The sequence below is a fragment of the Staphylococcus americanisciuri genome (assembly GCF_024814435.1).
Lineage (GTDB): Bacteria > Bacillota > Bacilli > Staphylococcales > Staphylococcaceae > Staphylococcus > Staphylococcus americanisciuri.
Genome location: NZ_JANUXY010000016.1, coordinates 1 through 23,064, shown reverse-complemented (window position 1 = coordinate 23,064; position 23,064 = coordinate 1). Strand labels below are relative to the sequence as shown.

10 protein-coding genes are annotated in these 23,064 nt (G+C 38.8%); all 10 read left to right on the top strand.

Annotation, left to right across the window (positions count from 1 at the left end; all coding sequences use genetic code 11):
• Nucleotides 1-507: 507 nt before the first annotated feature.
• Nucleotides 508-756, top strand: coding sequence for an LPXTG cell wall anchor domain-containing protein (locus NXS11_RS10985; RefSeq protein ID WP_306345074.1), 249 nt, complete (start codon nucleotides 508-510; stop codon nucleotides 754-756).
• Between the two features lie 78 nt (nucleotides 757-834).
• On the top strand, nucleotides 835-2,058 hold the full coding sequence (secY2, locus tag NXS11_RS10755; RefSeq protein WP_259201191.1) for an accessory Sec system protein translocase subunit SecY2: 1,224 nt from the start codon (nucleotides 835-837) through the stop codon (nucleotides 2,056-2,058).
• 10 nt (nucleotides 2,059-2,068) lie between these two features.
• Nucleotides 2,069-3,628, top strand: coding sequence for an accessory Sec system protein Asp1 (asp1, locus tag NXS11_RS10750; RefSeq protein ID WP_259201190.1), 1,560 nt, complete (start codon nucleotides 2,069-2,071; stop codon nucleotides 3,626-3,628).
• The gene (asp2, locus tag NXS11_RS10745) at nucleotides 3,612-5,150 is read left to right on the top strand and encodes an accessory Sec system protein Asp2 (protein ID WP_259201188.1); all 1,539 of its coding nucleotides are present in this window, start codon (nucleotides 3,612-3,614) and stop codon (nucleotides 5,148-5,150) included. Before asp1 ends, asp2 begins: the two co-directional genes overlap by 17 nt.
• Complete coding sequence (gene asp3 / locus NXS11_RS10740; RefSeq protein ID WP_259201187.1) at nucleotides 5,140-6,039, top strand: accessory Sec system protein Asp3; 900 nt, start codon at nucleotides 5,140-5,142, stop codon at nucleotides 6,037-6,039. Before asp2 ends, asp3 begins: the two co-directional genes overlap by 11 nt.
• Entirely contained in the window at nucleotides 6,024-8,414 is a 2,391-nt protein-coding gene (gene secA2 / locus NXS11_RS10735) for an accessory Sec system translocase SecA2 (protein WP_259201186.1), read from the top strand. The genes asp3 and secA2 overlap by 16 nt, the downstream gene beginning before the upstream one ends.
• A gap of 14 nt (nucleotides 8,415-8,428) precedes the next feature.
• Entirely contained in the window at nucleotides 8,429-9,946 is a 1,518-nt protein-coding gene (gene gtfA, locus NXS11_RS10730) for an accessory Sec system glycosyltransferase GtfA (RefSeq protein WP_259201182.1), read from the top strand.
• On the top strand, nucleotides 9,933-11,270 hold the full coding sequence (gene gtfB, locus NXS11_RS10725) for an accessory Sec system glycosylation chaperone GtfB (protein ID WP_259201177.1): 1,338 nt from the start codon (nucleotides 9,933-9,935) through the stop codon (nucleotides 11,268-11,270). Before gtfA ends, gtfB begins: the two co-directional genes overlap by 14 nt.
• A 332-nt stretch (nucleotides 11,271-11,602) precedes the next feature.
• Entirely contained in the window at nucleotides 11,603-12,322 is a 720-nt protein-coding gene (locus NXS11_RS10720; protein WP_259201172.1) for a DUF3169 family protein, read from the top strand.
• 802 nt (nucleotides 12,323-13,124) lie between these two features.
• Nucleotides 13,125-23,064 (top strand): GA-like domain-containing protein (locus tag NXS11_RS10715; protein ID WP_259201171.1); only part of this gene is annotated, 9,940 nt, incomplete at its 3' end.

Sequence of the window (23,064 nt, the reverse complement as noted above, 5' to 3'; positions counted from 1 at the left end):
AGCATATCAGAATCAGAGAGTAACTCAACATCATTAAGCGCAAGTACATCAGAGTCAGAGAGTAACTCATTATCATTAAGTGCGAGCACATCAGAGTCAGAGAGTGCCTCATTATCATTAAGCACAAGCGAATCAACATCAGAGAGCACATCAGCATCATTAAGCGCAAGTACATCAGAATCAGAGAGCACATCAGCATCATTAAGTGCGAGCACATCAGAGTCAGAGAGTGCTTCATTATCATTAAGTGCAAGCACATCAGAGTCAATGAGTAACTCGTTATCAGTAAGCACAAGCGAATCAACATCAGAGAGCACATCAGCATCATTAAGCACAAGTACATCAGGATCAGAGAGTGCTTCATTATCAGTAAGTGAAAGTACATCAGAATCAGAGAGCAACTCTGTATCAGGAAGTGCGAGCACATCAGAGTCAATGAGTAGCTCTTTATCAACAAGTACATCAACATTAGAGAGCAACTCGTTATCAGCAAGTGCCTCAATGTCAATGAATGCTATAACATCTACAAATAGTTCTATGGCGGTATCTCAAACTTCAACGACACATAGCATGTCTATGAATTCAGAGTTACAAGACCAATCTCAAAATAAAGATAAAGGTCAATTGCCTGAGACAGGTCAAGTATCAACGACGAACAATAGTGGTTTGATTGCAGCAGCGACGGCAATATTAGGTGGATTAGGCTTTATTCGAAAGTCAAAAAAAGATCAGAAGAAGGAACAAGCTGATCAATAATCAATAAAATAACATGAGTTGAAGAGGCGGCATTTAGTTGCCCGCCTCTTTGGCAACATGTTTTAAAAGAGGGTTAATGTGAAGAATCATTTATTTCATCGTATTTTTCGTCAATACGAATATAAGATTTTATACAAAAGATGTGCATTTACGCTTTTGATTTTATTTATATACATATTAGGGAGTCGTATTACGATTGTGGATCCGTCCAGTATGGTCGTCAAAGATAAATCATTTTATCAATTGGCGGTATCTAACGTTGGAGGAGACATCCAAACGTTAAATTTATTCTCGCTTGGTTTAGGTCCATGGTTAACGGCACTCATCTTTTTAATGTTGTTACGCTATCGTGATATGGAGAAATCTGCACAAATGACACGTCGAGAAAAGCATTATCAAGAAAAGTTGTTGACGTTGGCATTGAGTGGCATTCAAGGATATTTTGTTATTCACCAGTACGTTAGTGAGCAGCAACGCACATATACGAACATATGGCTTATATTGTTAATTCTTGTAGCGGGGACAATGTTATTGATTTGGTTGGCAGATCAGAACGTACGCTATGGCATAGCAGGTGCAATGCCGATTGTACTAATGAGTATTATCCGATCGATTTTTCATCAACAAATACTGGATATGGCACTAGATACTTGGATATTGGTGCTTATCATTGTATTAATTGCTTTGATATTGATTATTTTGTTGTTTCTTGAGTTTGTAGAGTATCGTCTTCATTACCGCGATATTATGCATATAGATCAGAGTCGGGCACAAACATTTGTCGCATGGAAGCTGAATCCAGCAGGTAGTATTTCGATTATGATTAGCTTGTCTGTCTTTATCTTATTAAACAGTTTGTTGCACATTGTGAATCATTTTATACCTGGTGTATTCATCAATTTAGATTATTTACAGTTGGATCATCCAATTGGTGTGACAGTGTATATCTTATTGCAAGTTACACTAGGGTACACCCTATCTCGATTGTTAATTCATACTAAACAAAAATCTAAAGAATTCTTAAAGGCAGGTCATTATTTTGAAGGTGTTCAACCAGGTTCTGAGACAAGTTGTTTCTTAAATCAAAAAGCACGATTAGTATGTTGGACAGGTGCTGGTATTGTCAGCTTGGTCATCGGTGGTCCTTTGTATTTATCTTTATTTGTACCACAATTATCACAACAAATTCAGTTTATGATTCAGCTGATGATTATTATGTATATCAGCATTAACATAGCGGAAACCATTCGAACGTATTTGTATTTCGATAAGTATCAACAGTTTTTAACAAGGTATTGGTAAGGAGTAACTTATGAAATTTTTCATCCCGGCTTGGTACAGCTCACGTCATTGGTGGGAGAGTAAAGCAGAGCCATTCTATTACAAACATAAAGAGACAGCATTTGACGATATTATTAGCCTCATGTCCATGCATAGACAAAACAAACAGCCGTATGCATTAATCGTCCTGAATTATACACCTGATTTACGTACATTTTTACATCGATATGATTTGTTTGATACATCATACTGGTCAGTCTTTGATCATATACAAGGCTTCAAACATAAGACGCCAACAGCTCTGGACTATCGTCAGTTAGATTGGCCGACAGGAACAGAGTTTTTATATTTGCAGAATATGGTTCGTGCATTAATGCCAGATGAACGATACGCAAATATTCATTTTAGTGAAGAAGGTTATGTTGTCTGGATTGAGATCTTTCACCAGGAGATACAATGCTATCGATATATTTTTGATGATCGAGGTTATTTCTCAAGTATTGTCTATTTTAACGAGGCGGGTCAAGCAGAGCGTCAACAGTATATGATGTATACAGGAGATTGGATATTGGAGGAAGATCTGATTGAACAAACGGTTATTGTAAATCCCCAATATCAAGATGCATTTTCGGCTTCAACGTATGCGACAATGGAAGCTATTATTTTTGAATACTTAGCGCATTATGAGGAAACAATGATGTCACAGGAAGATTGTCTTATCGTAGCTGCAGACCATCGCCACAATACGCGCATCTCAGAAACATTTACGCAACAGTCATTATGTCTGTCTGTTTTTCATCAGCGTGAACAACTTTCGATGAGTCATGTCGCTTCGATGGCGGATGATGTCAAATGGCTAGTAGATACCATTGAGAACGAGCGACTGCTCACAACATATCATAGTTTAGAAGGAATATCTCAGCGATTGATGCGTATCACGCCTTTTGATGCACAGACATTGCCTAACATTAGTAGTCAGTTACATGAAACTTATATTGGTGTATGGCTCGATGGACTTGAAGATAAGATTGTGACTGCGGTCTTAGCTCAACTTGCCGACTATCTCACTCAAGATGATACGTTGCGCGTTGTATTGTTAACCGAAAAAAGGGCGCATCAGTTGGATAGAAAGATTAAACAACAGGTGGAAAGCATCAATGTACAAATGAACGAAGCACTTGGTAAGACAGAAATGATGACAGATTTGATGGAAGCACCACCTCCTATTAAATATATAACGATCAAACATGTACCATTTGAACTTGATATTATTGAAGCGGTTACGACATTACGTATCATAGTAGATTTATCTCTAGAACCAGATCTCTTTTTACAAATCTGTTGTTTGAGTGCAGGGCTACCACAAATTAACGCATGTGCTACAGAGTATGTCACACATGGCTTCAATGGATATATTTTGAATGAGGGAGACAATCTAGCACCGGCTTTAGATTATTATTTGACACAGCTAAAAAATTGGAATCAGTCGTACGCATTTGCGATGACACAAGCTAAAAAATATTCATCTAACAGTATTATCGCGCAGTTAGACACATTGATAGAAGGTGAAAGAGATGGTCAAAAAGTTTAAAGTGCTACAAATAGGAAGTACAGATAATCTACAAACTGATGAAACAATATGGAGATATGTATCAGAAGAAGAGGTACTTGAGGAACAAGAAGAAATGCAGTTCCAGCTTGAAAAAGAAGGACCTTATGACTTTATATATGTAAAAGTACCGTATTCAAACAAATTAATGAAATTACTTGAAGTATTAAGTGAACCTTATACGACATATGTTGATCAACGATATTGGGATAAAGCATTTCGCACACATGATTTGACGAGAAAATATTGTATGCTGTGCTTTGAATATCAAAATGAAGATGAACGTTTAGAAAAATTAAAAGCTGTCACATTTCCCGGGCAATATGGTGACAAAGTGCAACTGATACATTGTAAACTGACACGTTATTTTGACGGTACAGTACATTACGAAGGCAACGAAGCTTTGATGATATCAGGTGACTTTGGAGACAATATGGCGCCGTTCTTATCTTGGAAACAACATCTTGGATACGACAAAGATAAGGTGATCCAAGTATGGCCGGAGTATACAGTATCTGATGAAGTTGAAATTATGTTTGTGTACCGTTTAGCACCTACAAATGAGTCACATACTGTGAAAGAAACTTTTGTACGAAAACAAGATGAGTTGATAACCCCATTAGAAATTCCTCGTCAGCCTCATGATGCGCATATTCTTATAAGTATGTATGCAAAAGGGAAAGGGACGATTCGAGTAGGTGCTGTCCATAAACGATGGTCTCGACTTGATTTAGGGCAATTTATTTTAGGTGGCAAACGTTATGCAGACAGTAATAGAGATGAATTTATATATTATTTTAATCCAGGAGATATGCAGCCACCACTGAATGTTTACTTCAGTGGTTACCGTTCCGCTGAAGGCTTTGAAGGTTTTTACATGATGAAGAAACTTAATGCCCCATTTATGTTGATTGGAGATCCAAGACTTGAAGGTGGCGCGTTTTATCTAGGGTCTGAAGAATATGAACAAGCGATTAAGCAAGTAATTGAGGAGAAACTAGAAGCGCTGGGGTTTCAACGTAATGAGCTGATCTTATCAGGCTTATCGATGGGATCATTCGGTGCATTATATTATGGTGCGCAATTAAATCCAGCTGCCATTGTTGTTGGTAAGCCCTTAATCAATTTAGGAACAATTGCTGAAAATATGGCTCTCGTGCGACCAGAAGATTTTGGAACCTCACTGGATGTATTGTACAAAAACGAAAAAGGCCTTACGTCAGCCAGTATTCAACAATTAAATGACAAGTTCTGGCAACAATTTAGTCAAGCAGATTGGTCTCATACGACGTTCGCAATTTCATATATGGCACATGATGACTATGATAAACATGCATTTGAAATGATGTTGCCTATTTTAAGTCGTCAACAAGCGCGAGTGATGCAAAGAGGAGTGCCAGGTAGACATAATGATGACACACCTACCATTACAAGTTGGTTTGTGAACTTCTATCATATGATTCTTGAAAGTCAATATGGAAGGGGACGAAAAGATGCAGAATAAAGGATCAATTATACGTTGGACGGACATTACGTCAAATACGTTTATGTATGGAAGCCATTTGAAGCTTTACGATAACGCAGTAGTATTTGAAAATGTATTGATGCCGTCAGGAGAGATAATTCATCAATGGAAGATGATGACGTATTACCCTTCCGATAAACGTATTCCACGACTGCCACTTTTAAAGAATGGACAAACGTATTGTTTTCAATTCGACTATGATGTGTTTCCAGTTGGGAGCGTCTATTTCAAAGTGATTTTTAAACGGCGCAATGGTGAAGAGGTCGACGTTGTGATGGTAGAAGATAAAGTCGTAACGATTACATACCCAACCGACGCTTTTTCATATGAGATTCAATTGATTAATGCAGCTGCTAACAGTTTGACATTTCGGAGTATACGGATAATGAAATCAACGCAACAGCTGGAAACAGAGCAGTCATTGTATCTTTCGGAAATGATACAAACTGATGATGAGGCGGATACATTGAACATTGTATTGGTTGCCTCAGAAGGACTAATCAAAGATACGATTAAAAAGTTGCGCAATGTCATTTTAGTAAATGATTGGAATTCAGATGATTTCAATAAGATTGTTGACTGCTTACAACCATTACAGCAAGACTATAGCTTGAACTTCATTGGCTATACAAAGGCAGGCAGCCATATGGCATATGCGTTGGCAGCCTATATGACTGAAACAGCTTGGGTGACACATGACGATTCATTGCATAAGGAAGCTGGAATGACATTAGAAGTTTTTGGAAACAAACTATTACCAGACCATACACTATCACTTGTGTCTTCTTTATTACACCCTAGTCGTTATTTGAATGCATTGGACGTTGATCGACTCAATGGAGGTGACAGTTTGTGCAGCAAAAGATGAACAAGATTATTAATAGTGGACGTTTGAAAAGATTAACTAAGCGTTTGAAGCAAGTAAATGCTTATCAAGAGGTTTTTCGACAAATGGATGATGAGACACTTAAAGCGAAAACGCAGATATTTCAATCACGTATTAAAGAAGGTGTGCCATTAACAACATTATTGCCAGAAGCTTATGCGGTTGTACGTGAAGCGAGTCTACGCGTATTAGGTATGTATCCAAAAGATGTTCAAGTTCTAGGGGCAATTGTTTTACATGATGGAAATATTGCTGAGATGCAAACAGGGGAAGGGAAGACGTTAACCGCCACGATGCCATTATATCTAAATGCCTTAGCGGGAGATGGTGCATACTTAATCACGACAAATGATTATTTAGCGCGCCGTGATTGTGAAGAGACGACACCTTTATTTGAATGGCTGGGATTGTCAATCACGCTTGGTTTTGTAGATGAACCAGATTATGAATATGCACCAGGGGAGAAAAAGGCAATTTATGCACATGATGTGATTTATACAACAAATGGACGTCTTGGTTTTGATTATTTGATTGATAATCTAGCGGATGGGCAAGATGCTAAGTTTTTGCCCCCGCTCAATTTTGGCATTATTGACGAAGTAGATTCGATTGTGTTAGATGCAGCGCAAACGCCACTCGTCATCTCAGGTGCACCACGTGTACAGTCAAACCTTTTTGGAATCACAAAGACCTTTATAGAGACGTTGGAAAAGGATGTACATTTTCGTATAAAGAAGAAAGAAAAGGCGATATGGTTGACGCCAAAAGGGATTGCAGCAGCAAATGATTATTTTGGTATTAATAACTTATACGAAACACCTTATTTTGATCTTGTTCGTAACATTAATCTTGCATTGCGTGCACGTCACTTATTTGATGCGAATCTAGATTATTTTATCTATAACGGTGAAGTGGTATTGATAGATCGCATTACAGGACGCATGTTGCCAGGAACAAAATTACAGTCTGGTTTGCATCAGTCGATTGAAGCTAAAGAAGGTGTAGAGATTTCACAAGATATGAGTATGATGGCGACAATTACATTCCAAAACTTGTTTCGACAATTTAACGACTTTTCCGGTATGTCAGCGACGAGTAAGTTAGGAGAACAGGAATTGTTAGACCTTTATACGAAAATTGTCGTTCAAATTCCGACAGATAAGCCGATTGAACGCATTGATTATGAAGATCGTGTATTCAAAGACGCAACAGCTAAAAATGCTGCAATTATCGAGCAAGTTTGTGCACTTCATGAAACACAACGACCGGTATTGCTGATTACACGAACTGCCGAAACAGCGGAATATTTTTCGCGTGCTTTTTTTGATCGGCGCATTCCAAATAATTTGCTCATCGCTCAAAATGTAGCCAAAGAAGCACAAATGATAGCGGAAGCGGGACAACTTGGTGCTGTTACTGTAGCGACAAGTATGGCAGGTCGCGGTACAGATATTAAGCTTGCTGAAGGTGTCAAAGAGCTTGGTGGATTAGCTGTTATTGTAAGTGAGCACATGGAGAATAGTCGTGTGGATCGTCAATTAAGAGGACGTTCTGGACGACAAGGTGATCCTGGAACATCGCAAATTTATATTTCATTAGATGATTATGTTGTTCGACGCTGGGGGAAAAGCAAGCTTCTGGATTCTAAACAATTGCGTCGTATTGACAATGAAACCATTGAAAGTAGCCACCTTTTTCAACAGCGTGTCAAACATATCGTGACGCGTGCGCAACGTGTTTCTGAAGAACAAGGTGTGACCATAAGAGAGATGGCAAATGAATATGAGAAAAGTTTAAGTGCACAGCGAGAGGTTGTCTATGAAGAACGAGACCGTGTTTTAGCACAATGGGATTTAGAGTCAATGTATTTAAAAGAGCTCGCACGCGATGTTTTCCGTCGTGCATATCGCATGAAACGTTTAACAACAGTGCCTAAATTACGAGAATATATTTATCAGTATATTAGTTTTCAGTTTACAGATGATTTAACGAATATAGATTTGAATAATGAAAAAGTAGTTGTTGAATTGTTGACAACATTGTTTGAAAAACGTTTGATGTCACAGGAACAAGCAATTGAAGATGATTATATGTATATACGTTTCATTCAAAAGGCTATTTTGAAGGCAATTGATAGTCATTGGATCAAACAGGTGGATGATTTACAACAGTTGCGTGGCAGTATTAACAATAGACAAAATGGGCAGCGAAACGCCATTTTTGAATACCATAGAGTTTCTCTAGTTTATTTTGAAAATATGCGTGAAGCAGTAAAGGCACAGATTGTTAATAATATATGTCAAAGTGTAACGACGTTTGATAAAAAAGGAAAACTGGTTGTTCATTTTCCAAACTAAGAGGTGAAGTAAACGTGATAATTTATAATATTAATTTTGGGATTGGTTGGGCAAGCAGCGGTGTGGAGTATGCGCAAAGCTATCGAGCACAATTGCTTAGAGGACTCAATATACCCATGAAGTTTGTTTTTTTAGAGTTTATTAACAATGAAAATATTCAAACATTAACAGAGAATATTGGTTTTCAAGATGATGAAGTGATTTGGCTTTATCAATACTTTACAGATATTCCGATTGCACCGACGACTTATACAGTGTCTGACATTATTGAAAGTGTCGCAGAGCCTATTGTAGAAGTGATTGATGAAGGGAAAGTTAGACGTCTATTTTTGAATGATAAGCAGGATTTTATTACATGTTATCTTAAAAATGAAGGCTCAGAGATTGTTGACCGAGCAGAGTTTGTGGTGAATGGCATGCTTGTTCGAAAAGATTATTATAGCTATGTACGTACATATTCAGAGTATTATGCACCAAAAGATAATGCTGCAAAATTATATATGAGACATTTTTATAATGAAGATGGTTCGGTGGCATATACAGAACATATTGATGGGGAGACGAACTTATATGCGTTTCCAGATCAGAAGTTTTATAGTCGAGAAGCATTTGTGGCGTATTTTATTCAGCAACTAAATATATTGGCGGAAGATATCATTATTTTAGATCGTGCGACTGACGTGGGACAAGCCATCTTACAAAATGCAGGCGAGGGTAAAATTGGTGTGGTTGTACATGCGGAACATTTTAGTGAGCATGCAATGGATGAATATCATATTTTATGGAACAACTATTATGAATATCAGTTCGAAAATCATAAAGAAATCGACTTCTTTATTACCGCGACAGATAGACAAAATGAGATACTCACGGCACAGTTTCGAAAATACTATGATGCAACGCCTAGAATTGTAACGATTCCGGTGGGCAGTGTCCACGAATTAAAGCATCCAAAAACACAACGTCGTCCATACGCTATGATTAGCGCTTCAAGACTGGCGACTGAAAAGCATGTGGACTGGCTAGTGCGTGCGGCAATCATCGCCAAACGATCTGTACCAGAGCTACAATTTGATATCTATGGTGAAGGTGGTCAAAAGGAAGTGTTACAAAACTTAATCGACCAACATCAAGCGCATGACTATATTCATTTGAAAGGTCATGTCAATCTTGATGATGTATATGTGGATTATCAATTATTTGTCTCTGCTTCAACGAGTGAGGGCTTTGGCTTGACGTTGTTAGAAGCGGTGGGCTCAGGACTCGGCATGATTGGTTTTGATGTGAACTATGGCAATCCGACGTTTATTCGTGACCAAAAGAACGGTTACTTGATTCCTATCGATGTGAAAGAAGAAAGTACAAATACGATTGTAGAACGTTATGCACGACAGATCGTTCAATTTTTCAATCAAGGTCCCAAACAACCTCATCGCATGTCTTATGAATTAGCGCGCCCCTATTTGACACCAGATATTCAACAAAAATGGCAAGATTTAATAGAGGAGATGACACAGCATGCAATTGTTTGAACACTTTGACACAAAAGCGCAGACATTATATGACACATTGCGCTTAGCAGGATATGAAAATGAAATAATTGTGATAGAAGATGATGGATTTTTACCTGAGCATTTCGTAACACCTTATCGTTATTTTGCAAACTATCAAGTTCCGGAAGATGCGTGTCCACTTTATTTTAATCAAGTCGATATACCACGTTATTGGGAAATTATTGGCAGTAACGACGAAGCGAAGGTCAATGATATGGGGCAAGTACGTGCTAATATTTTTTATCATCACGAGAGCAAGCCACGTATCGTTAGTCATGTAGAATGGTTGGATAGTCAAGGTCGTTTGCAATATGTGGATCATTATACGCAACATGGTGTTTACTTTGCACAGACTGTTTATAACTTGGCAGGCGAGAAAATATTGCGCAGATATCTTGATCAACAAGGACGCGAAGTCATCTATGAGAACTTTGTTGCGCAATCCATTATTGTAAACTGGCAAGGTAAGGCACATCATTTTAATGACAAAGTACAATATGTTCAATTTTTTCTTCAGGCCTTGAATAAAAATATGGAGAGATTTGTGATTAATTCACTTGGTTTACCATTTTTAGTGTTATACCACCTGGATAAGCCAGGCAGTGACCTCATCTTTTGGCAAGAACAAAGCGGTGGGCATGTCCCGGGAAATATGTCGTTGATATTGCAAGGGGATCATCTGCGTAACTATCATGTCATCGTACCAGATAAGGAAGAATATGAATGTTTGAAGCAGCAGTTAGGGGCAAATGAACAACAGCGTCTTTTACCAGCTGGTTACTTATATGATTATGCACGTCAAAATACTTACACTGCTAATATTGTTACAATGACGAATTCAGATCAGATACATCATCTTGAAGCAATTGTCAAAGCATGTCCAAAAGCAACATTCCATATCGGTGCAGTGACAGAAATGTCGGACAAGCTGACAGCATTTGATGACTATCCTAACGTCAAGCTGTTTCCAACAATTGAACGTGCAACAGTGAACAAGCTATATCAATCATGTGATATTTATTTAGACATCAATGAAGGTGGCGAGATCATTAATGCTGTGCAAACGGCTTTTGATCACGATTTGTTAATCCTAGGATATCGTGATACCGCACATAATGCAGCTGTCACAGCACCTGAAAATCTATTTGAGAAAGGTGAGAACGCAGCACAACTGATTCAAGTATTGAAAGATATTCAGTTGAAAAAACGTTACTTCCAAGTCCGTCATAATTATCAAAAATCACATGTACATGAGATAACAAGAAAGGCATTTAATCAAGTTATGACACGTGTGACAAAATAAATTGAATAGCAAGCCACCGCTGTAGTATAAGGGGAGTGGGTCAGGGCTTTCATCTAAAAGAGGCCATTGTCCCATTCTTCTTACTTTCTATATTGTTTTCCTCACTTTGAAAATGTTGTCTCCCTGTTTCAAATGACCACGCTAACAACTGTCAATAAAAGATGTCTTTTTGACAAATATAATTGTCTTTGGTGTTGCTTTGTTGTAAGATAAAAAGCATCAGCTATGTCGTTATTATCATCTCTGAAAAATGGAGGATGACAAGATAGCAACATACAGTTTCGTACTTCTAGAATGCGTATAACTAGAGGAAACATCAAGGAGTGAAGATTATGAAAGTGAAGCGTTATATCGTTTTAGTATTATTGGGTGGAGTTATAGGCGGCGTGATAGGTCTTATTATCGGGAATACCAAAGGATTGTCATTCATTGAGCAACTACACTTTGTCACTACACGTAATGCTGCTGTTATGGGATGCATAGCTATAGCGCTTATTGTTGCGTTGTTTGTATATCTTCTTACCATTCAAAGAAAAGCGCTCAATTATAAAAATTACATAAAGCAACAAGGTTCTTATCTTGATATGGATGAGCGAGAACACACAGCTTCACTATTGTTCTGGCGTACCGCAATTATTTGTTATATTCAATTGTTTATCAGCTTGATTTTATTATTTGTGTTTGTGATAGGTAATGCATCAAAAGAGGCGCTAATCTATGTAGTCATTGCATTTTTACTAGCAAGTTTTAGTAGTATGCAGTACGGTTTATTCATAAGGAAATATGATCCACGCTTTCCAAAATTAGGGGAGAAAAATTATACCGAGAAGACATTGGCACTAATGGATGATGCTGAACGCCATATCTCATTGGTGTCTTTGTACAAAATATATACTGTTAACTCACTCTTGCTAGTTATAGGTATTATGATATTAGGAGTTATTTCAATCTCATCACAAGAAAATTATGCAGTGAGTTTAATCATTTTACTAGTGATATATGCTTATAATATATTTGGGTATCAATTTAAAGTGCGAAAGTTTTACAAATAAAAATACATTATTGATGAAAACAAAATAATAGCATTCTAAAAGCAATAGTCTAACTCAATAGATGATTGCTTTTTTTATATTTAAAAGCCTTATTGTGCAAATGCCTGAAATACAAAATGTTAATTTTATTTATATAGTAGAAGTAGGTAAAGAAGAGGGGCATTATTATTCTTCAGAAGACGTAAAGATAGACAAGTAAGTAAATAGAAATTTCAATTCTAAAAAACGACAGGACAATAGAAGTTCTGTCGTTTTTTAGAGGAGCGACCAGAATTATCATTGAATAATATAAAAAAATCATTATGCAAATGCATGAGATAAAATTAATATCCGATAATTTAATAGTGCAAAATTATGTATCGAAACCATTGTCATATCAAAAAAAATCTGTTATAAGTAAAAATAATTCATCTATATGGTTTTATATTGCAAAAAATAATTGTTCTATAAAGTTGCATATTAATAAATAAAACTATATTGTTTGTAGGTAATATGGAGTTTGTTTTTTATGTATTTAGGGTAAGATAAAACATCTTTATTATTAAATGATTTAACAGTAGTTATATAGCTAACACACAGACATAGCTGATTCCTATGTCTTATTTTTGAATGACACCATTTGTGAGAACATTTTTCGAATAATTCAAAATGAAGGCTTCTATTTTTAAAATTCTTACTAACTTATCAGTTCTATTTAAATTTTTTCCAACAACTTTGTAAGTGTTCTAGTTATATTTATGTGTTATTTGTTTGAAAGGTAAAGTTATAATCTTACAAGCTTATTTGGGAGGGGTTATTAATAATGAATGGCAACAATAATTTTTTATCTAATCGACTTAACAAATATTCAATTAGAAAAATGACTGTCGGAACAGCATCTTTGCTTATCGGTGCAACGCTATTATTTGGCGTGAATAATGATGCACAGGCAGCAGAGGAATCAGCAAATGAGAATGGAGAAGAAACATTACAGCCAACTCAATCGGAAGCAGCAGGGGTATCAGAAAAAGAGACAACAGCAGAAGTTACGGAATCTGAAGTAGCAGAAGTAGCAAATGATGTAGACCAAGAAAGTGATGATATTACACAGAAAGAAGATAGTACGTCTACAGAACAAACACAAGAAGTTTCAGAGGAAGTATCATCAGATGCAGCTTTAAAGGATGCCAATAAAAAGCCCGAAATGTCAGAGCCAGCTTCAGATGTAGAAAAAACAGAAACAGAATTGCCTGAGTCGCGTGTTGAAATACCATCAACGAGTCCACAAACAAATTCTAAGGAAGTGACTCATGAAATCCAACCGGCAGATGAACCGGTTACTACGGAGGCAACTGTTCAACCACTTGAAGCGAATTCCACGGGAGTAAACACAGAAAAATCCAAAACGCCATATGAGGCAGCAGTTGCACTTTCTGAAGCCTTGGAGAGAAGTAAGGCATATGCTACGCCAACAAGTAGAACAACATTTCGTTCTGCCTTTCGTAGTGTAACGACGCGCGCAGCAACAGATTACACGGGTAAAATCATCGACTATCCAGGCGATAAAGTAGTGAAAGTAGATGACCCAAGCACAGCGTTAGCACCAGGTAACATTAACTTTTCACCAAAGTTTGTAGAAGGTAAAAGTAAGTCATATGCTTTTTCAGTGGGCAAAGATGGCACAATTACGAAGAAAGCAATAGCAACAAACAATAGTGGTGACAAATTAGCATATAAAGGGAATTTTGTAGAATTAAATAATAATACGCCGGAAGCATATGTATATTTCAATAATATTGGTGTTTCTAATGGACACATAGTCGATGCGATTGCGAAAGTGACAATGACACCTTCAAGTGTTGGCGATAATATGAATACAAGATATTTCTTCACGTCAGGTAGAGACGTTCTATCTATTGCTTCTAAGAACGGTGGCGGCGCATCTGTAACTTTGACTTTTGTAGAAAATAAAGATAGAAGCGTTTTTGATGCATTGTATGATTCTGTTCAGCTATCACAAACTTCAAAAGAAACAATGCTACAAAACTTGAATAACGTCAAAGGAGAAAATGAAAAAGTCAGTGGTTTATTAAATGTATATGACTTGGATGATTACAGCGCATCTAAAACCAAAGATGAGCGTAAGTCAATTACGTTTAGTACAAACGAAATCAGTAAATTTTATGTTAGTAATGAAGCAAGTGAAAAAGCTACGGCACTTATGGAACTCGTTGGCAATCAAGTAACATTGACATCAGGACCTACTGCAAAAGGTAGTACATTTGCTAATAACAAGCGTGTAACTGTTACGTTCGAAAATAAAAGCGAATTAAATTATACAATTACTGGTAAAGGCTCAAGTGGTCCTGCATTCCATCCAGATGGTTTGTTATTGTTGGAAGTACCACCATTTATCGTAGAAGATTCAGCGACAACTTCAGGACAAGATGATCAGTTTACGGTGATTCAAACTGTACCATCACGTGAGGTTTCTAAAAGTAAAACATTACCAACAGAGATTACGTTGGGTATTCAAGTGCCTGAGAACATTAAGTTGACAATGAAAGAGAATACGTCATCATTGTTTACTGTTGATAAAAGCGTAAGCACAAGCAATCATTTAACAATTGTTCCTGGTAAAAATGGCGCGAAAAATTTAGAACTCTTGAAGCAAGCAATGTACTATAACAGAATTTATGATTTGCCAATTACAGCAAGCCATGATTTGACTTTGGCAGACATTGAAAACAACACAGCTAAATGGCAAAAGCTTCAAAAGTATTATGATAAAGACGAAGAAGTGTTGAAAGTACCAATTTCGTACACATTTAAGAATGGTGTTGAAACTTGGAACGATTTAACAACAGATAAATCATTTGCGGTAATGAATGTCTCTGAAGATATTAAAAGAGCATTGCGCAAAGTGGACGAAGCTGCAGCAGCGGTAGAAGAAGCTAAAAAAGCAGATCAAGCAGCTAAAAACTTGTTAGCAGAGGCCAATACGGATGGTTTAATTACACCGACAGAACATGCCGCACTCGAAACAGCAAAACAAGAAGCGATAACGAAGAAAGCAAAGGCAACCAATATTGTAAACTCGCTACCAAAATCATACAGAGGCGATATGCCAGCAATATTGGCTGGTTTAACAGGCATCAATGTGCCAAATGTAAATGACCAAAATGAAAATGGTATTGAAGACACGATTGATGCACAGTTAGCGGATGCGAAAAAGAAAGTGGATGCAGCAAAGGCAGCAGATAAGGCGGCTCAAGATGCATTAACAAAAGCGAATGCCGATGGTTTGATCAATCCAGATGAGGCGAATAAATTAACACAATTGGCGAAACAAGCTGCAGACACTAAAGCGGCAGCGGAAACAGCAGTATCAAAATTGCCAAATTCACCAGCGGCAGTGAAAACACAAAAGGATACATTAACTAATGAGTTAACGGGATTAAAAGGCATAACAGTACCGACTGTGAATGATAAAGACAGTAATGGTATAGCGGATAATGTAGATGCTCAAATAGCAGCAGCGAGACAAGCAGTAGAAGAAGCAAAAGCGGCAGATGCAGCAGCGAAAGAAAAACTAGAATCCGCAAATGCTGATAGTTTGATTACACCAACAGAGAAAGCAGCATTAGAGGCAGCAAAACAGGAAGCAGCTGACAAAAAAGCGGCAGCAGAAGAAAAAGTGAATGCATTACCAGATGCGCACAAAGGTGAATTACCAACAGAATTAGGAAAATTGACAGGTATTACTGTGCCGGCAGTCAATGACCAAAACGAAAACGGTATTGCTGATAGTGTAGACACGCAATTAGCAGATGCCAAAACAAAAGTAGATGCGGCTAAAGAAGCAGATAAGGCAGCTCAAGATGCATTAACAAAAGCGAATGCCGATGGTGTGATTAACCCAGATGAAGCCGCACAATTAGCAGACTTGGCAAAACGAGCATCTGACGCGAAAAAAGTAGCGGAAACAGCAGTATCGAATTTGCCAAATTCACCAGAAGCAGTGAAAACACAAAAAGAATCATTAACGGGTGAATTAAATCAATTAAATGGTATTACCGTACCAGCTATAAATGATAAAGATAGTAATGGTATAGCCGATGATGTGGATGCTCAAATTGAAGCCGCAAAACAAGCAGTGGAAGCAGCGAAAGCGGCAGATCAAGCTGCAAAAGAAAAATTAGAAACTGCCAATGCCGATGGTTTAATTACACCAACAGAGAAAGCAGCATTAGAGGCAGCAAAACAAGAAGCAGCTGACAAAAAAGTGGCAGCAGAAGAAAAAGTGAATGCATTACCAGATGCGCACAAAGGTGATTTACCAACAGAGTTAGAAAAATTAACAGGTATTACTGTGCCAGCAGTCAATGACCAAAATGAAAATGGCATTAACGATGATGTAGATGCGCAATTAGCAGATGCCAAAACGAAAGTGGATACGGCTAAGGCAGCAGATGAAGCCGCAAAAGCAGCATTAACAGAAGCGAATGAAGATGGTGTCATTAGTCAAGAAGAAGCAGCACAATTAGCAGACTTGGCAAAACGAGCATCTGACGCGAAAAAAGTAGCAGAAACAGAGGTATCAAACTTGCCAGAAACACCAAAAGCGGTAAAAGATGAAAAAGTTACTTTAACAGAAACATTAAATCATTTAGATGGTATTAAATTACCAGTTGTAAATGACAAAGATGGTAATGGTATAGATGATACAGTGGATGCTCAAATTGAAGCCGCAAAACAAGCAGTGGAAGCAGCGAAAGCGGCAGATGCAACAGCGAAAGAAAAACTAGAAGCTGCCAATGAAGATGGTTTAATTACACCAACAGAAAAAGCAGAATTAGAGGCTGCTCAACAAGATGCACAGGCGAAGAAAGATGCAGCAACTGATAAAGTGAATGCACTTCCTGAAGAACACAAAGGTAATTTACCAAAAGAACTTGAAGCATTAACAGGTATCAACATACCAGAAGTTAATGACGAAAATGAGAATGGTATTGATGATAAAGTAGATGCTCAGTTAGAAGAAGCGAAGCAAGCGGTGGAAGAAGCTAAAAAGTCAGATGAAGCCGTGAAAGCAGCATTAACAGAAGCAAATGCAGACAATGTAATCAATCCAGACGAAGCTGCGAAATTAGCAGATTTAGTTAAAAAAGCTGAAGACACGAAAAAATTAGCGGAAGAAAAAGTCAATGCATTACCGGAAAGTCCACAAACAGTAAAAGATCAAAAAGACACATTAACGGGTGAGTTAACAGGATTAGATAGTATTACAGTGCCAGAAGTGAACGATGCCAATTCAAATGGCGTAGCTGATGAAGTAGATGCTCAAGTTGAAGCTGCGAAACAAGCAGTAGAAGAAGCGAAAGCGGCAGATACAGCAGCGAAAGAAAAACTAGAAGCCGCAAAAGCAGATGGTTTGATTACACCAACAGAAAAAGCTGAGTTAGAAAGATTACAAGAAGCAGCGGCGTCTAAGAAAGCTGAAGCGACTAACAAAGTCAATGCATTACCAGAAAGTCCACAATCAGTGAAAGATCAAAAAGATACATTGACTGGTGAGTTAGCAGGATTAAATGGTATTACAGTGCCGAAAGTAAATGATGCGGATGAAAATGGTGTGGCAGATGAAGTTGATACACAACGTACTGAAGCAGAAAAAGCCGTAGAAGAAGCGAAGAAAGCAGACAAGGCGGCGAAGGATGCGTTAGCAGAAGCGAATGCAGATAGCTTAATCACACCAGCAGAGAAAGCACAATTGGAAGCAGCACAAAAAGAAGCTGCAGACAAAAAAGCAGCGGCGCAAGAGAAAGTCGATGCGCTTCCAGAAAATCAAAAAGGTGATTTACCATCAGAACTCGAAGCATTAACAGGTATCAATATTCCAACTGTTAACGATGAGAATGCGAACGGAGTAGCCGATGAGGTGGATGCCCAAGTTGAAGCGGCGAAACAAGCAGTGGAAGAAGCGAAAGCAGCAGATACAGCAGCGAAAGAAAAATTGGAATCCGCAAAAACAGATGGTTTGATTACACCAACAGAAAAAGCTGAGTTAGAAAGATTACAAGAAGAAGCAGTAGCTAAGAAAGCTGAAGCGACTAACAAAGTCAACGCATTACCGGAAAGCCCACAATCAGTGAAAGAAGAGAAAACTACATTAACTGATACATTGAATGGTTTAGACGGTATTACAGTACCAGAAGTGAATGATGCAGATGGAAATGGAGTAGCTGACGATGTAGATGCACAACGTGCTGAAGCCGCAAAAGCGGTAGAAGAGGCTAAGAAAGCAGACAAGGCAGCGAAAGATGCATTAGCGAAAGCGGAGGAAGATAACTTAATTACGCCAGCAGAGAAAACACAATTGGAAGCAGCACAAAAAGAAGCAGCAGACAAAAAAGCTGAAGCAACGGACAAAGTTAATGCATTACCGGAAGACCAAAAAGGTAATTTACCATCAGAACTCGAAGCATTAACAGGTATCGATATTCCAACTGTTAACGATGAAAATGCAAACGGAGTAGCCGATGAAGTGGATGCTCAAGTTGAAGCTGCGAAACAAGCAGTTGAAGCAGCGAAAGCGGCAGATCAAGCTGCAAAAGAAAAATTAGAAGCAGCGAATGCAGATGGTTTAATTACACCTACAGAGAAAGCTGAGTTAGAAAGATTACAAGAAGAAGCAGTATCTAAGAAAGCTGAAGCGACTAACAAAGTCAATGCATTACCGGAAAGCCCACAATCAGTGAAAGAAGAGAAAACCACATTAACTGAAACGTTAAATGGTTTAGACGGTATTGCAGTCCCAGAAGTAAACGATGCGGATGGAAATGGAGTAGCTGACGATGTAGATGCACAACGCAATGAAGCCGCAAAAGCTGTAGAAGAGGCTAAGAAAGCAGACAAGGTAGCGAAGGACGCATTAGCAGAAGCAAAAGCTGATGATTTGATTACACCAGAAGAGAAGACGCAATTGGAAGCAGCACAAAAAGAAGCTGCAGACAAAAAAGCTGAAGCAACGGACAAAGTTAATGCATTACCGGAAGATCAAAAAGGGGATTTACCAAAAGAACTTGAAGCATTAACAGATATCGATATTCCAACTGTTAACGATGAAAATGCAAACGGAGTAGCCGATGAAGTGGATGCGCAAGTTGAAGATGCGAAACAAGCCGTAGAAGCAGCTAAGGCAGCAGACAAGGCAGCGAAAGATGCATTAGATAAAGCTGAAGCGGATGGCTTAATTACACTAGAAGAGAAGACACAATTGGAAGCAGCACAAAAAGAAGCTGCAGACAAAAAAGCAACAGCGCAAGAAAAAGTGAATGCATTGCCAGAGACGCCACAATCAGTGAAAGAAACAAAAGATACGTTAACTGAAACGTTAAATGGTTTAGACGGTATTACAGTGCCAGAAGTGAATGATGCAGATGCTAATGGAGTGGCAGATGATATAGATGCACAACGCAATGAAGCCGCAAAAGCTGTAGAGGAAGCTAAAAAGGCAGACAAGGCAGCGAAGGATGCATTAGCGAAAGCAGAGGAAGACAGCTTAATTACACCAGCAGAGAAAACACAATTGGAAGCAGCACAAAAAGAAGCTGCAGACAAAAAGACAGCGGCGCAAGAAAAAGTCGATGCGCTTCCAGAAGACCAAAAAGGTAATTTATCGTCAGAACTCGAAGCATTAACAGGTATCAATATTCCAACTGTTAACGATGAAAATGCAAATGGAGTAGCCGATGAAGTGGATGCCCAAGTTGAAGCTGCGAAACAAGCAGTGGAAGCAGCTAAGGCAGCAGATACAGCAGCGAAAGAAAAACTAGAAGAAGCGAATGCAGATGGCTTAATTACACCAGCAGAGAAAGCTGAGTTAGAAAGCTTACAAGAAGAAGCAGTAGCTAAGAAAGCTGAAGCGACTAACAAAGTCAACGCATTACCGGAAAACCCACAATCAGTGAAAGAAGCGAAAGATAAGTTAACTGAAACATTGAATGGATTAGATGGTATTGAAGTACCCGAAGTAAACGATGCGGATGGAAATGGAGTAGCTGACGATGTAGATGCACAACGTGCTGAAGCTGCAAAAGCGGTAGAAGAGGCTAAGAAAGCAGACAAGGCAGCGAAGGATGCATTAGCGAAAGCAGAGGAAGACGGCTTAATTACGCCAGCAGAGAAAACACAATTGGAAGCAGCACAAAAAGAAGCAGCAGACAAAAAAGCTGAAGCAACGGACAAAGTTAATGCATTACCGGAAGACCAAAAAGGTAATTTACCATCAGAACTCGAAGCATTAACAGGTATCGATATTCCAACTGTTAATGATGAGAATGCGAATGGCGTAGCTGATGAAGTAGATGCTCAAGTTGAAGCTGCGAAACAAGCAGTAGAAGCAGCTAAGAAAGCAGACAAGGCAGCGAAAGATGCGTTAAAAGAAGCAAACGAAGACGGATTGATTAATCCAGAGGAAGCTGCAAAATTAGCAGACTTAGCTAAACAAGCGGAAGATGCGAAAAAAGTAGCAGAAGAAAAAGTCAACGCATTACCGGAAAGCCCGCAATCAGTGAGAGAAACGAAAGATACGTTAACTGAAGCGTTAAATGGTTTAGACGGTATTGCAGTTCCAGAAGTAAACGATGCCGATGGAAATGGAGTAGCTGACGATGTGGATGCGCAACGCACTGAAGCAGAAAAAGCGGTAGAGGAAGCTAAGGCAGCAGACCAAGCGGCGAAGGATGCATTAGCGAAAGCGGAGGAAGACGGCTTAATTACGCCAGCAGAGAAAACACAATTGGAAGCAGCACAAAAAGAAGCTGCAGACAAAAAAGCTGAAGCAACGGACAAAGTTAATGCATTACCGGAAGATCAAAAAGGCAATTTACCGTCAGAACTCGAAGCATTAACAGGTATCGATGTGCCAGTTGTTAATGATGAGAATGCGAATGGCGTAGCTGATGAAGTAGATGCTCAAGTTGAAGCTGCGAAACAAGCAGTAGAAGCAGCTAAGACAGCAGATGAGGCAGCGAAAGATGCGTTAAAAGAAGCAAACGAAGACGGATTGATTAATCCAGAGGAAGCTGCAAAATTAGCAGACTTAGCTAAACAAGCGGAAGATGCGAAAAAAATAGCAGAAGAAAAAGTCAACGCATTACCGGAAAGCCCGCAATCAGTGAGAGAAACGAAAGATACGTTAACTGAAGCGTTAAATGGTTTAGACGGTATTGCAGTCCCAGAAGTAAACGATGCAGATGCTAATGGAGTGGCAGATGATATTGATACACAACGTACTGAAGCAGAAAAAGTAGTAGAAGAAGCTAAAAAGGCAGACCAAGCAGCGAAGGATGCATTAGCGAAAGCGGAGGAAGACGGTTTAATTACGCCAGCAGAAAAAGCAGAATTAGAGGCTGCTCAACAGGATGCACAGGCGAAGAAAGAAGCGGCACAAGAAAAAGTAGATGCACTTCCAGAAGACCAAAAAGGTAACTTACCATCAGAACTCGAAGCATTAACAGGAATTGATGTTCCAGCTGTTAATGATGAGAATGCGAACGGAGTAGCGGATGAGGTGGATGCTCAAGTTGAAGCTGCGAAACAAGCAGTGGAAAAGGCGAAAGAGGCAGATAAGGCAGCGAAAGATGCATTAACAGAAGCAAACGAGGATGGCTTGATTAATCCAGAGGAAACTGCGAAATTAGCAGATTTAGCTAAACAAGCGGAAGAAGCGAAAAAAGCAGCAGAAGAAAAAGTTAAAGCGTTGCCAGAGACACCACAATCAGTGAAAGAAGAGAAAACTACGTTAACTGAAGCGTTGAATGATTTAGACGGTATTGAAGTACCAGAAGTGAATGATGCAGACGCTAATGGAGTAGCTGACGATGTAGATGCGCAACGTGCTGAAGCAGAAAAAGCGGTAGAGGAAGCTAAGGAAGCAGACCAAGCGGCGAAGGATGCATTGGATAAAGCGAAAGCGGATGGATTGATTACGCCAGCAGAAAAAGCTGAGTTAGAAGAACTACAAAAAGAAGCTACAGACAAAAAAGCCGAAGCGACAGACAAAGTCAATACATTACCGGAAGATCAAAAAGGTAACTTACCATCAGAACTCGAAGCATTAACAGGTATTGAGATACCAGAAGTGAATGATGCAGATGCTAATGGTGTGGCCGATGATGTAGATGCACAACGTGCTGAAGCAGAAAAAGCAGTAGAGGAAGCTAAGGCGGCAGACCAAGCGGCGAAAGATGCATTAGATAAAGCGAAAGCGGATGGATTGATTACGCCAGCAGAGAAAGCTGAGTTAGAAGAACTACAAAAAGAAGCTACAGACAAAAAAGCTGAAGCGACAGATAAGGTTAATGCATTACCAGAAGATCAAAAAGGTGACTTACCATCAGAACTAGATAAGTTAACAGGTATTGAGATACCAGAAGTGAATGATGCAGACGCCAATGGTGTGGCCGATGATATTGATACACAACGTGCTGAAGCAGAAAAAGCGGTAGAAGAAGCTAAGGAAGCAGACCAAGCGGCGAAGGATGCATTGGACAAAGCAAAAGCCGACGGCTTAATCACACCAGCAGAAAAATCAGAGCTAGAAAAACTACAAAAAGAAGCAGCGTCTAAGAAAGCCGAAGCGACGGACAAAGTCAATGCATTGCCAGAAGATCAAAAAGGTAACTTACCATCAGAGCTAGATAAGTTAACAGGTATTGAGATACCAGAAGTAAATGATGCGGACGCTAATGGTGTGG